The sequence below is a fragment of the Streptomyces sp. NRRL S-378 genome (assembly GCF_000720645.1).
Taxonomy (GTDB): domain Bacteria; phylum Actinomycetota; class Actinomycetes; order Streptomycetales; family Streptomycetaceae; genus Streptomyces.
In genome coordinates this window covers 30,014-42,565 of sequence record NZ_JOBX01000059.1, presented here as the reverse complement: position 1 = coordinate 42,565, position 12,552 = coordinate 30,014, and the positions used below count along the sequence as shown (strand labels likewise).

12 protein-coding genes and 2 pseudogenes are annotated in these 12,552 nt (G+C 68.9%); 8 read left to right on the top strand and 6 right to left on the bottom strand.

The features are described 5' to 3' along the window. The first annotated feature begins 466 nt into the window (after positions 1-466). On the top strand, positions 467-1,483 hold the full coding sequence (locus tag IH80_RS0130855; protein ID WP_234432437.1) for a DUF1206 domain-containing protein: 1,017 nt from the start codon (positions 467-469) through the stop codon (positions 1,481-1,483). 359 nt (positions 1,484-1,842) lie between these two features. Here IH80_RS0130855 and IH80_RS39880 read toward each other — a convergent pair whose 3' ends face one another. Next, positions 1,843-2,097, bottom strand: coding sequence for a hypothetical protein (locus IH80_RS39880; protein WP_051810155.1), 255 nt, complete (start codon positions 2,095-2,097; stop codon positions 1,843-1,845). 870 nt (positions 2,098-2,967) lie between these two features. Between IH80_RS39880 and IH80_RS0130845 the strand changes: the two genes are divergently transcribed. The 3 genes and pseudogenes from IH80_RS0130845 (at position 2,968) to IH80_RS46980 (ending at position 4,783) form a co-directional block, all read left to right on the top strand. Beyond that, positions 2,968-3,306 (top strand): MerR family transcriptional regulator, encoded by a 339-nt coding sequence (locus tag IH80_RS0130845; RefSeq protein WP_030964858.1) that lies wholly within the window; start codon positions 2,968-2,970, stop codon positions 3,304-3,306. A gap of 354 nt (positions 3,307-3,660) precedes the next feature. Next, positions 3,661-3,857: pseudogene (locus IH80_RS46365) on the top strand (transposase); the annotation flags it as partial. A gap of 791 nt (positions 3,858-4,648) precedes the next feature. Then, a complete protein-coding gene (locus IH80_RS46980; protein WP_267883534.1) occupies positions 4,649-4,783 on the top strand; it encodes a hypothetical protein in 135 nt (44 codons plus the stop codon). A gap of 292 nt (positions 4,784-5,075) precedes the next feature. Here IH80_RS46980 and IH80_RS0130830 read toward each other — a convergent pair whose 3' ends face one another. Continuing rightward, positions 5,076-5,654, bottom strand: coding sequence for a TetR/AcrR family transcriptional regulator (locus tag IH80_RS0130830; protein WP_030964857.1), 579 nt, complete (start codon positions 5,652-5,654; stop codon positions 5,076-5,078). An 82-nt stretch (positions 5,655-5,736) separates the two neighbouring features. Then, positions 5,737-6,627 carry an SDR family NAD(P)-dependent oxidoreductase gene (locus tag IH80_RS0130825; protein WP_030964856.1) on the bottom strand — a complete coding sequence of 297 codons (891 nt, stop codon included), beginning with the start codon at positions 6,625-6,627 and terminating at the stop codon, positions 5,737-5,739. A 340-nt stretch (positions 6,628-6,967) separates the two neighbouring features. Between IH80_RS0130825 and IH80_RS45450 the strand changes: the two genes are divergently transcribed. Further along, on the top strand, positions 6,968-7,093 hold the full coding sequence (locus tag IH80_RS45450; protein ID WP_199819329.1) for a Mu transposase C-terminal domain-containing protein: 126 nt from the start codon (positions 6,968-6,970) through the stop codon (positions 7,091-7,093). A 476-nt stretch (positions 7,094-7,569) separates the two neighbouring features. Next, positions 7,570-8,715, top strand: coding sequence for an SMI1/KNR4 family protein (locus tag IH80_RS0130810; RefSeq protein ID WP_030964854.1), 1,146 nt, complete (start codon positions 7,570-7,572; stop codon positions 8,713-8,715). A gap of 73 nt (positions 8,716-8,788) precedes the next feature. On the opposite strand, the pseudogene IH80_RS42870 reads toward IH80_RS0130810, so the two are convergent. After that, positions 8,789-9,161, bottom strand: a pseudogene (locus IH80_RS42870) (transposase family protein); the annotation flags it as partial. A gap of 477 nt (positions 9,162-9,638) precedes the next feature. On the opposite strand from IH80_RS42870, the gene IH80_RS45020 reads away from it, so the two are divergent. Beyond that, a complete protein-coding gene (locus tag IH80_RS45020) occupies positions 9,639-10,016 on the top strand; it encodes a hypothetical protein (protein ID WP_158943694.1) in 378 nt (125 codons plus the stop codon). Between the two features lie 79 nt (positions 10,017-10,095). On the opposite strand, the gene IH80_RS0130795 is transcribed toward IH80_RS45020, so the two are convergent. After that, positions 10,096-11,175 carry an NAD(P)H-dependent flavin oxidoreductase gene (locus tag IH80_RS0130795; protein ID WP_037881592.1) on the bottom strand — a complete coding sequence of 360 codons (1,080 nt, stop codon included), beginning with the start codon at positions 11,173-11,175 and terminating at the stop codon, positions 10,096-10,098. Further along, a complete protein-coding gene (locus IH80_RS0130790) occupies positions 11,172-11,792 on the bottom strand; it encodes a flavodoxin family protein (protein ID WP_030964851.1) in 621 nt (206 codons plus the stop codon). Before IH80_RS0130790 ends, IH80_RS0130795 begins: the two co-directional genes overlap by 4 nt. A gap of 124 nt (positions 11,793-11,916) precedes the next feature. Between IH80_RS0130790 and IH80_RS0130785 the strand changes: the two genes are divergently transcribed. Beyond that, positions 11,917-12,510 carry a TetR/AcrR family transcriptional regulator gene (locus IH80_RS0130785; RefSeq protein WP_030964849.1) on the top strand — a complete coding sequence of 198 codons (594 nt, stop codon included), beginning with the start codon at positions 11,917-11,919 and terminating at the stop codon, positions 12,508-12,510. Positions 12,511-12,552 lie beyond the last annotated feature (42 nt).

Here is a 12,552-nt window from a genome sequence, read left to right as displayed (position 1 = left end):
CGGCTCGGACGGGCACCACAAGGCCGACCACCACGACAAGCACTGACAGCACCAAGTCCTGGACCCGGCGCGCTCATCACGTCGGCACATCCAGCACCGCCGTCTGAACCAGCCGCAGCGCACAGCCCGGTGTAGAAGGGCCTCCCCTCATCCTCCGAGGGGAGGCCCTTCTCATGACGGGGCCAGCTCGTGCAGCCAGCCAGGCAGCCAGGCCACGGGAAGCGGGTTCCGCTCCTCCCGGTCCGCGAGCCGGACCGGCGGCCCGGTAGCTACTGCCGCCAGAACGCGCTGGTCACCGGGGCCTCGCCCGCGCCCGCCCTATCGGCGCGGACTGCGCCCGACCATAACCGCGGCCGGCCTACCTGGAAGCGACGGACTGCGCTGGTCGGGTGCGCTGCGAGGTGCCATGGTGGGGATAACGGCTGTGACTGGGTGCCATCGCGTCCGCGCAGGGGAGGTGTCGGATATGGCGACCGAAAAGGATGCCGCCCAGGCCAAGACCCGGGGGCAGCGTGTGGCCGACAGCCGGGCCATGGAGGTTGCCTCCCGGGTGGGGCTCTGCGCGCGGGGAGTGATCTACGTTCTGGTCGGGCTCCTCGCCGTGCGGATCGGTTTGGGTGGCGGCAGTGACAAGGAGGCCGACCGGTCCGGGGCGGTTCGGACCATCGGCGAGCAGTCGTACGGACAGGTGCTGCTGTGGGCGCTGGTGGTGGGGCTGGCGGCGATGGCGCTGTGGCGCTTTTCCGAGGCCGCATTCGGGCAGGCGACGGAAGGCGGTGACAAGTGGACCCGGCGCCTGGGCTCCCTGGGGCTGGCCGTCTTCTACCTGGTGATCTGTATCGGCGTGGTGCAGACCGCGCTGGTCGGCGGGTCCGGCGGGACCCGCGGCGGTGACGAGTCGTCGAAGGACTACACCGCGCGCGTGCTGGAATGGCCCTATGGCCGGGTAATCGTCGGCGTGTTCGGCGCCGTGCTGGCCATCGTGGGCGTGGTGCTCGTGGTGCGCAGCCTGATGCGGAAGTTCGAGGAGAACCTCCGTACGGAGCGGATGAGCCGGACCACGCGGCGTATCGTCGCGGCGCTGGGCATCATCGGCGGCGTGACGTGTGGAGTGGTTGCGGTGGCGACCGGCCTGTTCGTTCTCCTGGCCGCGGTGCGTTTCGATGCTGGCGAGGCAAAGGGCCTGGACGAGACGTTGCGTTCGTTCGCCGATACGCCGGCCGGGCCGGTGCTGCTGATCGCCGCGGCGGTGGCCGCCCTGACCGCCCTGACCGCCCTGACCGCCCTGACCGCCCTGACCGCCCTGACCGCCCTGACCGCCCTGACCGCCCTGACCGCCCTGACCGCCCTGACCGCGCCGCCCCCGCCCGCACCTGCCGACCGGCCAGTGCCCCGGTATGCGCGGGCTGGTGGACGGGTATGTGCTGCAGCACGTCGATGCGACGGCCCGGACTGCCGTCTACACCTGGCTGCCGCCGGGTGAGTCCGAAGCGGTCGCCGCCCATCTGCTGGAGCTTCTGGCCGAGATCTGCCCGCAGGAAAGCGCCTGGTGATGTTCGAACGGGTGGTGACAGTGCGGGGGGCGGAGTTGCCGGCGGCTGCCGGGGAGGGATTGGGCCGCAAGCGGCGCCGAACCGGTCGGCCGCGGCGCGCACGAGGTCCTGCACCTGCTGATCGCCCAAGCGTCCAGGTCGGTCGATGCGGCTGGGGGCCGCCGCCGACGCCACGTCCGGCGCGGAAGCCGGTGCGGGCGGGCTCAAAGACGACCGGAGCTTCGAGAAGATCATCTTCTACGGGTCGGCCGAACTTCCCGACCGACGACTACCCGCCCGCAGGCCGCGTCTACCCGCGGGTCCAGCGGGGGAGGAGGGCGCGTACGGCTTTTCCGCCTTCGGGCCTGGGGGTGACGACGGTGGCGCGGGCGAGGTCGTCGACCATGTGCCAGCCGAATCCGCCAGGGGCGCCGTCGAGGTCGGGGGTGCGCATGCGTGGCGGGTGGGAGCCGAGATCGTCGACGGGGACCTCGATGGTGTGGGGGTGGGCGGCCAGACGGAGCGTGTAGGTGCCCGCGCCGACAGCCGTCCAACCCGACAGCACCCGATTACCTCAAGGGAGGACAGCTGAAAATCTGTGTCGGCCAGAGTAGACATTGGATGGTGGCGCGGTTATGGTTTCTCTCGTAGCCCAGAGAGACCGAAGGGCCCGGCAGAGACGAACTGCCGGGCAGCAGTACGGGTAGTTGCAGTGCGTAGGACGGTGCGGTGGCGGAGTGTCGAAGCCAGGGCTTTTGCAGGATGGCGACGGGACTGGCGGCCGGACCGGGTGGCCCGCAGTTTTCAGGGGCCGCCGTCAGCAGTACCGCGGTTCACGCAGTTGGCAGTACCCGCAAGTGCAGTTCGCAGTACAGCAGTGAGCAGTACCCGCGGTACGCAGTACCCAGCAGTGAATCAAGTGAGCAACACCTCGGTGAAGGCGTCGGCTGCGGGCGCGCGCACCGGGAAGTTCGGCAGTGGGGTTCTAAGCCAGAGCAGATGCAGGATGGGCAACGGGGCTGGCTGCCGGAGTCGTGACGCTTGGCCAGGTCGCGAGCAGTACAAGCAGTTCGCACCACCAGCAGTACCAGAAGTAATGAGTGAAGCAGTACCCGCAGGTCGCAGTACCAGCAGTACCAGCAGTACAGCAGTTCCCGCAGGTAGGCAGTTGTTCACCAGAGGGAAGAACGGAGGAGTTGAGGCGCCATCAGGATCGCCCGGACGCCACGCGAGTCCGGGTACCGCAGGACATCGATAGTGAGGTGGTCTCCGGTCACGCATCCGCGATCCCCGCACCCCCGGCGAAGCTCAGGCCGGGTCTGCGGAAACAGGGAGCCGGCGCAGTATCAGGGCCGGCAGATGGTGTAGCAGTTCCTTCGGGGCCCGGGTGCCAGCAGGCACCCGGGCCCCTCCACGTGGTTCACAGAGAGGTTCAATGACAGCAGACGACACCTTCGGCCGTCTCGACGACGACGGCTACCCCGCCTACACCATGGGCCGGGCCGCAGAAATGCTCGGCACCACCCAGGGCTTCCTCCGCGCCATCGGCGAAGCCCGCCTCATCACCCCGCTCCGCTCCGCCGGCGGACACCGCCGCTACTCCCGCTACCAGCTCCGCATCGCCGCCCGCGCCCGCGAGCTCGTCGACCAGGGAACTCCCATCGAGGCCGCCTGCCGCATCGTGGCCCTCGAAGACCAGTTGGAAGAAGCACAGCGCATCAACGCGGAACACCGCCGCGCCGCACAGTCGTCGAATCCCGCGGCCGTAGCTTGAGCTTGGGCGCGCGTGTTGGTCTCGGCCGGCCGGCGCGCCTGCTCAACGTCGTGACGTGCGCACGGTTCCTCTGGTGACGGGTGTGGTGGCGTGTAGCGTTTGCGTCAGCTGTCGTGGTTCGGAAATTCCCCCTTTGCCCCCGCCTAGTACTCCAGCCGGACTTTGATGTTTTGCCTGGTCAACGGCTTGGGTGGGGGGAGTGTAGCGAGGTGGTGCCGGAAGCGGGGCGGGTTCGCATGGCCCGTCCCGCGAACGGGTGGCCGCGGCGCGTGTAGTGACATCGGGCTGGAGCCACTCGGTGTGATTGACGACGTACCCGCCAGCGAGTGGGACCAGGAACCGGAAGAGCTCTTCCTGCAGGTCGGGCACCGCTTCTCGCGTGTCGAGCCGCGGCGTCGGATGCGGGACTACGTCCGTGGTCTGCTCGGCCCGGTGGGCCGCAAGAACTCTTGGCAACTGGCCGAGTTGCAGGGCACTCCACGCCGGACGGACTACAGCACCTCCTGGCGAAGAGCCGGTGGGAGGCCGACGACATCCGCGATGACCTGCAGTTTCGAGCTCCGCTTCAGGGTTGGCGGGAGCAGTGTCCGAGTAGACGGTCACACGACGTCTGATCGAATCGGACGGCGATGGGTTGAATGCTGCTGGGTAGCTTGCCGCGTCAAGTTCGCTGAGGAGGATTCCGTTCGTTGATTTCCCCTGGAAGAGGCCGACGCAGGGGGCGACGTACCCACCACGTCGCTGCTGCCAGAGACGTGCTGCAGGTGCGGAGTTCCTCAAGGCCGGGCAGTAGTGCATCCGGCCCCACAGCAGTGAGAGCGGCCTCGGCCCTGCGTAGATTCGGCTGTTCGCGATCTACCTGCTCGGCAGCCTCTCGTAGAGGAGCCTCCAGCTCATCCCCATACTCACCCCCTGCCATGAGGGTGAAGGCACGCTGCTGAGCTGCTCGGACGAGTGCTTGGCCGGCGTGGAGCAAGGAGTAGGCCGCGGTATGCGCATTTGCTGCTGCCGTTCGTTCAGCAGCCCGGAGCGCCTGAACGTGCTGAGCCCGAGCCATCACTTGGGCGGTAGCGACAGCATTGTCGGCGGCGCGGCGTGCGGCGCGAGCCTGCAGTGAGACGGCCGGTATGCCGACATCTGCTGTCGCTGCCGATGCGGCCGAGGCTGTCTCCCCCAGGGTCATGACAGGTCATCATGCCTGCGTCATTACTCCGCGTGCGCCCTCTCTGGGCAATCTGGATGCACTGCGGAGGGCGGTGGCCGTCGAGCAGCGCGGGGGAGTCGTTTCATAGGTGGTCGCTTGTGAAACAGCCCGAATCGCGACGCCCGACCTGCGGCGATCATGTTCTGCAACGTCGCATACGAGACGGCCCTGCGCGAGTTCGTCGACGCCGCCCGGGAGTCGCTGGGAGCGAACCGGGAGGGCGCGGTGGAGTGGATTCCGCAGTCCGGAGAGGCCCCTCCCGCCCAGCACTAAGTTACTTCCAGAGGTCTGCGGCCTGCTCGGTGTACCGCGCCCGCAGGCGGCTCGGGTGGTCGAGTCCTTCTGACGTGGACAGGGCCCCGGTCAAGGACTACGACCGGACCGGTGGCTGCTGGGGTGCCGGCGGTCACGCAATTCCCCCTCCTCGATCGGTTCCGCGTCACGTAATTCCCCACCTGCGTGATCAGAGTTCCCCAGGAGGATTGCGATCGTGGACGTGCATTGACATGCCTCCGGTCGTGGTCGATCTGAGTCGCTGGGCGCCGTCGGTCCGCCGTGGGGGCGCTTACGCGGCCGGTGGTGTCGTGCGCAAGCCTTCGAGGAGGGTGGCGAGGTAGCGGTGTGCGGTGTCGACCCGGTCGGCGGGGGTGCCGCCGTGGACGCTCACGGCGTGGGCGATGCCGCACATGAGCGGGACGAGGTCGGCGGCGGCGAGGTCGGGGCGGACTGCTCCGGCATCGCGGGCCCGGGCGAGGAGGGTGGCGCCGGCCGATGCCAGTGACTTCTTGAGTTCCGTGGTGCGTGGCATGGCGTCCGTGGCTGCGGCTGCGACGGGGGGCAGGGCGGCGTCGGTGACCTGCGCCTCGACGGTGCGGAAGAGGAAGCCCGTCAGGCTGCGCCAGGGGTCGGCGTCGGTCAGCGCCTGCTCGCCGTGGGCGGCCAGGGCCTCCAGGCATGGGGCGGCGACGGTCTCCAGCAGCGCCTCGGGCGTGGCGAAGTGCCGGTAGACGGTGCCGACGCCGAGCCCTGCCCGGCGTGCGACGTCGTTGAGCTGCAGTGGTGTGCCCTCGTCGACCAGGTCGCGGGCGACGGAGACGATCCGCTGCCAGTTGCGGGCGGCGTCCTTGCGTAGAGGCGTCGTCATGCAGCCATGCTAATCGGATGGTTCATCCGAATGGTTGCGCCGCCCGCGGGGTGCCTGCAGCGCCGCGCCGCGCGTACGGCGCTCAGGCGGGGGTGAGCGGAGCGTGCCGTTCGCTGAGTTGGCGTACGGCTTCGGCGACGCGGGGGTTGGTCGCCGCCCGGTGCGGGGCGACCGGGTGCGCCTGGGCACCGATGACGATGCCGGTTCGCCCCGTCAGCGTCTCGTCCGTGGCGGCCGTGATGGAGGGCCTGGCTGCCGCGGACGCCGGACCCGAGGTCGAGCGTTCGAATGTGCGGCGCACCAGGGGCCACAGCAACCGCAGGGCGGGCGAGACGATCTTGGGGTCGGTCATGGTGCCGTTGGTCATGTCGGTCGCGGCCCCCCCGGGATCGGCGGCGAAGACCGAGACGCCGGTGCCGTCCAACCGGTCTGCCAGCTCCAGGGTGTAGGCCAGGTTGGCGAGCTTGGCGCGGCCGTACCAGTGGAAGCCGTAGTAGCCGCCCGGCGGCTCGACGGCGTCGAACGCGCGCTTGGCCACGGCGACCGCGCCCGACGTCACGTTCACGATCCTGCTGGGCGCACCGGCGGCGAGTGTGGGCAGCAGCAGTTCGGTCAGCAGATAGGGCGAGAGGTGGTTGACGACGAACGATGCCTCGACGCCGCCCCGGGTCCGGCGCTCGGCGAACATCGCCCCGACGTTGTTGACCAGCACCGTCAGCGGTTCCCCCGAGGCGGCGTGGTCGGCCGCGATCGTCCCGGCGAGCGCACGCACCTGGTCGAGCGAGGCGAGGTCCGCGGACAGGAACCGGGCCGGGTGCAGCGGGCCCGTCTCGTTGATCCGCTCGACGGCCTTGGCTCCCCGTTCGGCGTCGCGCCCGATCACCGTGACCGCGAACCCGGCGATGGCCAGCCCCAGCGCCGTTTCCAGGCCGATGCCCCCTGTTCCCGCCGTGACCACTGCTGTCTTCTTCATGCGTGTCCCTCCATCCCGGCAATCAATCGGATAAATAATCCACTTAGGTGGGACGGTAGCACACATTCGGATGAACTATCCGCTTGGGCTTCGACGGCAGCGGCAGTCCGCCCACCGACAGGAGACGAACGGTCTTGCTGTGGCGAAGGGGCGAGCCGTTGCATGGGGCGTCTCCTGGACGGCGCAGTCACCTGGCTGGAAGTGTTGCGCCCCCCTCGCAGCAAGCCCATGGACGCACTGCTCATTGAGCCCGTGCCTCGCACATAGCAGACACTCGCATAGCCGCCATCTGGGCTCTGCTTCATACGTTCTTGTGTGCCTGATCGGCGTGGTGGGATGGATGAAGGCGAAGCGGACAGCAGGGGTCGCGTGGCGGCGCGGCGCCTACATCGCCCCGTGGATGGCCGGCCACATCGGCACCAGGGTGCGCCTGCGCTACCTCCCGCACTTCGGCGGCAAGGTCTAGGTCTTCACCGCCGACGGACCGGCCCGGCACCTGGGCAGCGCCTACCTCGCCGAAGCCGCGACACCGGCCAGCGCCGCGCCCAGGCACTGCTCCTGATCGCCGGGGCGCTGCTGGTAGACGGGCCACTGCCGCACGAGCCGGGCTGCGCCGTCTTGCAGAGCGTTTTGTCCTGGCAGGGGTGTTTAGTAGCCGTCTGGGTGGCTCGCCTGTCTGGGACGGCTGAGGCTTCCGGCGACTGCCGTGCCGTCTGGGGCCGGAGATAGCAGACGAGTGAGCTTCTTCCAGTTGGCCACCCATCGGGTGATGGCGACTCAGCGCTTCAGTGTCGAGTGGGCGGCTGCAGCGTCCGGTGCCAGCAGCTTGGTGAGCCGGGACAAGGGGCCGCTCGAAGCTTGCCGGCCTGAACGCCAACCCGGCGGCAAGGCCGGTGAGCGACGATCAAGCTATTGCCAGCTGCTGGTTCTAAGGTCGGCCCTATGACATCAGACCTGGTCCAGGACTCATGGACTCGCATCGACGCGTGGCTGCGCGAGCACGCGCCCCGCACGTTTGCCACGCTTCGGCCTCCTGCAGGCGGCGAGGAGATCGCAGCAGCGCAACAGGAACTGGGGGTCACCTTTCCTCCGGACCTGGTCGCTTCACTCCTACGGCACAACGGGGCGCTGGAGGGACCTGAGGCCTTCCGCTTCAGCACGGGCGACCGGCTGCTCGGAGTGAGCGGAATCCTCGGGGACACCGAGTTCATGCGCGGCATCGACCAGGGCCTCGACGGGGAGACCGAGGACTACTGGCTTCACGATTACGTGAAGTTCGGTTCTTACGACGTGACGTCGGACGGTCTTCTGATGGATTGCCGTACCGGGCGGGACTCCTTCGGCGTGATCGGACGGTTCTTCGACGAGACCGGCACCAGTTTCGGGCAGGCCGACTCGCTGGGTGAGTATCTGGCCGAACTGGCCGGCACGCTTGAGCGCGGCCAGGACGCCGGTGTCGTCACCTTCAACGGCCGGCTGTTCTGGGAGGCGCGTCCGCCTGCCAGGCCGCAGTACAGTGCCGACGAGCCCCTTCCCGCACCGGATGAGCAGCTGCCAGAGCTGGACCTGTCCTACAGTCCCACCGACCTCCTCCACGTGAGCCACCTGGACGGGCATGAGGAACTCGGTGCGCTGATCGCAGTCCTGCCGTATGAGCAGGTGGTCGACGCCGCGCGAAAGCAGCTGCGCAGACTGGCGGTCGAAACGGGTCTGAACAACTACCCGGAGGTCAGGACGGCCCTGGACGCGTGGGAGGGCGGTGTGGCCCTGCCGCAGCCTGACCAGACCGGCCCGCTCGCCTTGCGACTCCGCGCGGTGCTCGCACAGGCCGACACCAGCCGAGACCACACGCGCAGGTGGGCCGCGGAGAAGATAGCCCTCGGGATCTGGGGGTCCCCGTACAGGTCCGTGTGCGAGAGCGCGGAGACCCGGAGCCACTTCACTCTCGATTGGCGGGCGGATCTGCATGCGGACCTGGGCAATCAGCCCCTGCCACCGATACCTGACGACCGATTCTGGGGGGCGCTGCGCAACCCCGCCATCGACTCCAGTTGGTACGCGGCCCAGTACAGCCAAGATCAGGACTGACCCCAGGGGTTTCGGTTCCGCGTGAGCGCTTCATGTGGCGGTTATAGCCGGACGAAGCGCTCACTAAGGATCTTCAGCGCTGCCGCTCCAGCGTGAGGATCGCCTTGACGATTGACGTCATGCGGTTGGGGCTGCACCGGGACCTGCGGAAGATCCGCCAGGACTTCAGGCTCGCGACACCGCGTTCAACGGGCGCTCGTGCTGCGGCCAGCGCCCGGTTTGAGGGTCTTCTCGGTGGGAGTGAGTTCCTGGAGTGGCTTGCGTTTGATGCCGGTCGTCAGCCACGGTCCTGCGCCTTGGTAGGCGAGATCGGCCAGGATGGGAACGCCCTGGCGCTCGCAGATCCGGATGATCCGGTGGGTGCGGGCGGCGGTCAGGTCGTGTGTGCGGCCCGGCAGGGCGGGCGAGAGCCACAGCAGCCGGCCGCCCGGGTCGGTGACGACCTGCCCGCCGGTTGGTCTTGGCCTTCTTGGTCTGGTTGAGGGCCCAGCGGCCCGGTTCGGCCGTCCCCCGTTTGGCGCGGGTCCGAAGGACAGGCCACCGGTTGGGCTTCTTGACCGCTCGTGGACAGTTCCGGCTCTGGCGGGCCGGGAGCAATCGGCTGCGTGCTTCCTGACCAGCCTCGGTGAGGGACCGGGTGAGCCTGGCCGTAGTGGTTCCAAGCTGGGACGGAACGCTTCGGCGGACGATCCGGACGCACGCGAGGCAGGAGACCCGGTCCGCGTCCACGACGGGGCCTGTAAGGGCTGAGGCGTGGGCGAACCGGCGGATCGCGTGGTGGACGGCGAGGTAGGCCCACAGCTCCTGCCGGACGCCTTCCGGTGTGCGGGACCGGATCGGTCCGCCCGGACCGAGGTGGTTCTTGATCTCATCGAAGGACAGCTCGACCCTGACCAGCAGGTTCGCGCCGTCACGGTGAAGGCGTGGGCGAACTCGACCGACCAGAAGCCGCGGTCGGCGATGACCAGGTCTCCCGAACCGCTGGAGCCGGCCAGCTGGTAGGCAAGGCTGCGTTCGCCGTCGCGGTAGCCCCCAAGGCGGGCATCAAGCACCCCGGGTGTTCCGATCTCGGCGAGGACCACCACCCTCACCTGGGGGAACCCGAAGGGGATGCCACCCGTGGTGGAAGGGCCGTCGAAGGTTTGCCGTTGCTCACCGAGTCGGGAAGGTCGAAGCAGGTCAGTGAAGAGGGCGACCAGCTGCTGGACGTCACCACCGGGAAGGCCCGCGCCACCATGCCGCCGGGACTGCGCGATCGGCTGCACGTACGACCGCGCCGCAACACTGGTGTGCACGGGTGACAGTGCCTCAGGGACTGCTCCTTTCAGGGATGGCAACGCCTACCCGAGATCCACCGCCCGACCGGCAACGGCGAAGCCATCAGCTCTTCAGCAGCCTGTCTGCCTCGTTGACGAGGTCAGCGAGGTACGAGCCCGCCGTCGGCGACTCCCGAGCCAGGGCTGCCGACTGGCCGGCCCACAGGTTCACGTACTCGGGCCGACCCTGAGCCCCCGCAGCCCGGCGGATCGGCTGCATCAGGGCGTTCTGTACGGGATACGGCGGTACGTGGTCCTCGTGGGCTGCCATGTCGCGGACGAAGCTGTTCGGGATGCCCCTGGCTGTTCGGCCCGAGAACAGACGGGTCAAGACCGTCGTGCGGGCCTCGGGGGTGCCGAGAGCCGCCTTATGGACCGCGCTCGCTCCCGACTCCTGGCAGGCGAGGAAGCCGGTGCCGATCTGGACCGCGTCCGCGCCGAGAGCGAGGGCTGCGGTGACACCGCGGCCGTCGGCGATCCCGCCCGCGGCGATCACAGGCACCGTGACCGCATCCGCCACCTGCGGGACCAGCGAGAACGTGCCCACCAGGGACTCCCGCACGGGCCTCAGGAACGCTCCCCGGTGGCCGCCCGCGTCGCTGCCGGAGGCGACGATCGCGTCCACGCCCGAGGCCTCCAGGGCGATGGCCTCGTCGACGGTCGTCGCGGTACCGATCAGCGCGATGCCGAGCCGCCGGGTCTCCTCGACCAGACGTCGGGGCGGTGGTCCCATCACGAGGCTGATGACCGGCGGGGCGGCGGCGAGCAGGGCATCCACCTGCGCGTCGAAGTCCGGCCCGGCGGCCACGTCTGCGGCGGCGGGGGAGGGGATGCCGAGTTCCTCGTAGTACGGCCGCAGCCGCGCCACATGAGGGGCCAGGTCCGTCTCGGACGGCTGGAGTTCGGATTCACCATCGAACGGAACCCACAGGTTCACCGCGAACGGCCGGTCCGTGCCCGCTTTCAGCCGTGCTACCAGGTCCCCGATGTCCTCCGGGAAGAGGATGTGGGCCCCGTACGATCCGAGCCCGCCGCCCTCCGACACCGCCACGGCCAGCTCGACGGAGGAAAGTCCGCCGCCGAACGGTCCTTGGATGATAGGCAGTTCGATGCCGAGAAGCTCGCCGAGACGTCCCGGTCTCATCCGGTCACCGCCGAGGCGAGCTCGGCCTCACGACCCAGGGCCTGACGAAACGCAGCCCGTGCGACGCGCTCTCCCAGGTGCCGGGCCGTGCGCAGGTCGGCCGTGCCGGGTGCCTGTTCCGGACCGAGGTCGGAGGGCGACTGGGCCATGGCGCCGACGAAGCCGCCGAGCCGGTTGAGGTCCTCAGGGCTGCCGTTGGAGGAGTAGATCCAGCCCGGCGGCAGACCCAGCGGCACCCAGGTCATGCCGTGCTGGGCGGCGAACACGGTCATCGACAGCAGGGCGTTGTCCTTGTTGCCGTTGACCCCGGCGGAGTTGGTGAAGCCGGCTGCAAGCTTGTCCTGCCAGCCCCGCTCGGCCCAGACCGGCGCGCTCGCCTCAGCGAAGCGCTGGAAGACCGCAGAGGTCGAGCCCATGTAGGTGGGGGAACCGAAGACGATCGCCTCGGCCGCACCGAGGGCGGTCCACAGGCTCTCGTCGAGGACCGACACGTCCCGCAGATCGGCGCGGACGCCGGGCACGGAGTCCGCGCCCTCGGCGACGGCGGCGGCCTGACGGGCGGTGTGCCCGTACCCGCTGTGATGGGCGATGGCGACGGTGATCGGAGGTACAGCCATGGAGAGGCCTCCTAGAGCGCGGCGAGCCGGTTGCCTGCCGATCTTCCGAACACTAGACGACCGGTCAACTAAAAATCTACTCCAGGAACCTTCCGGATAGTTGACCGCCCGTATAGTGACCGTCATGGGACGCACCAGCACGGCACGCACAAGGCTCCTTGCAGCCACCGGCGAACTCATGCGCAGCCACGGCTACAACAGTCTCGGCATCGCCGAGATCTGCGCCCACGCCGAGGTGAAGAAGGGCAGCTTCTACCACTTCTTCGAGTCCAAGCAGGCCCTCACCGTCGAGGTCGTCGACGCCTACTGGCAGGGCGAGCGAAGCTGCTGGGTCGGGGAGCTGTCCGTCCCCGCGCCCGCCCTCGACCGGCTGCGGCGGCTGCTAGACGCCATGGCTGCTGTCCAGCGGCGGATGAAAGAAGACTCCGGCACGGTCGACGGCTGCCTCCTGGGCAACCTCGCCCTGGAGCTGAGCACCCGGGAACCGGACATCCAGGCCCGTCTGAGGGAGATCTTCGACGAACAGATCCAACTGGTCGCCACCGTTCTCACGGACGCGGCAGCCGAGGGCGCAATCCCGACAGACCGGGCTTCGATGTCGACCGCCCGGGCCCTCGTCGCCCAGCTGGAGGGCATGGTTCTCTTCGCCAAGCTCAAGAACGACCCCGCGGTGCTCGATGACCTCTGGCCTCACACACTGATGCTGCTCGGTGCCTGACTTACGAGCTCGCGCATGGTTGGCTGACGGGGGCTGGGCAGG

Bases quoted from the DNA above. Each gene is read 5' to 3' on its own strand.
- IH80_RS0130855 (WP_234432437.1), top strand. From the start codon at position 467: ATGGCGACCGAAAAGGATGCCGCCCAGGCCAAGACCCGGGGGCAGCGT.
- IH80_RS0130845 (WP_030964858.1), top strand. From the start codon at position 2,968: ATGACAGCAGACGACACCTTCGGCCGTCTCGACGACGACGGCTACCCC.
- IH80_RS46980 (WP_267883534.1), top strand. From the start codon at position 4,649: ATGTTCTGCAACGTCGCATACGAGACGGCCCTGCGCGAGTTCGTCGAC.
- IH80_RS0130830 (WP_030964857.1), bottom strand. From the start codon at position 5,654: ATGACGACGCCTCTACGCAAGGACGCCGCCCGCAACTGGCAGCGGATC.
- IH80_RS0130825 (WP_030964856.1), bottom strand. From the start codon at position 6,627: ATGAAGAAGACAGCAGTGGTCACGGCGGGAACAGGGGGCATCGGCCTG.
- IH80_RS45450 (WP_199819329.1), top strand. From the start codon at position 6,968: ATGAAGGCGAAGCGGACAGCAGGGGTCGCGTGGCGGCGCGGCGCCTAC.
- IH80_RS0130810 (WP_030964854.1), top strand. From the start codon at position 7,570: ATGACATCAGACCTGGTCCAGGACTCATGGACTCGCATCGACGCGTGG.
- IH80_RS0130795 (WP_037881592.1), bottom strand. From the start codon at position 11,175: ATGAGACCGGGACGTCTCGGCGAGCTTCTCGGCATCGAACTGCCTATC.
- IH80_RS0130790 (WP_030964851.1), bottom strand. From the start codon at position 11,792: ATGGCTGTACCTCCGATCACCGTCGCCATCGCCCATCACAGCGGGTAC.
- IH80_RS0130785 (WP_030964849.1), top strand. From the start codon at position 11,917: ATGGGACGCACCAGCACGGCACGCACAAGGCTCCTTGCAGCCACCGGC.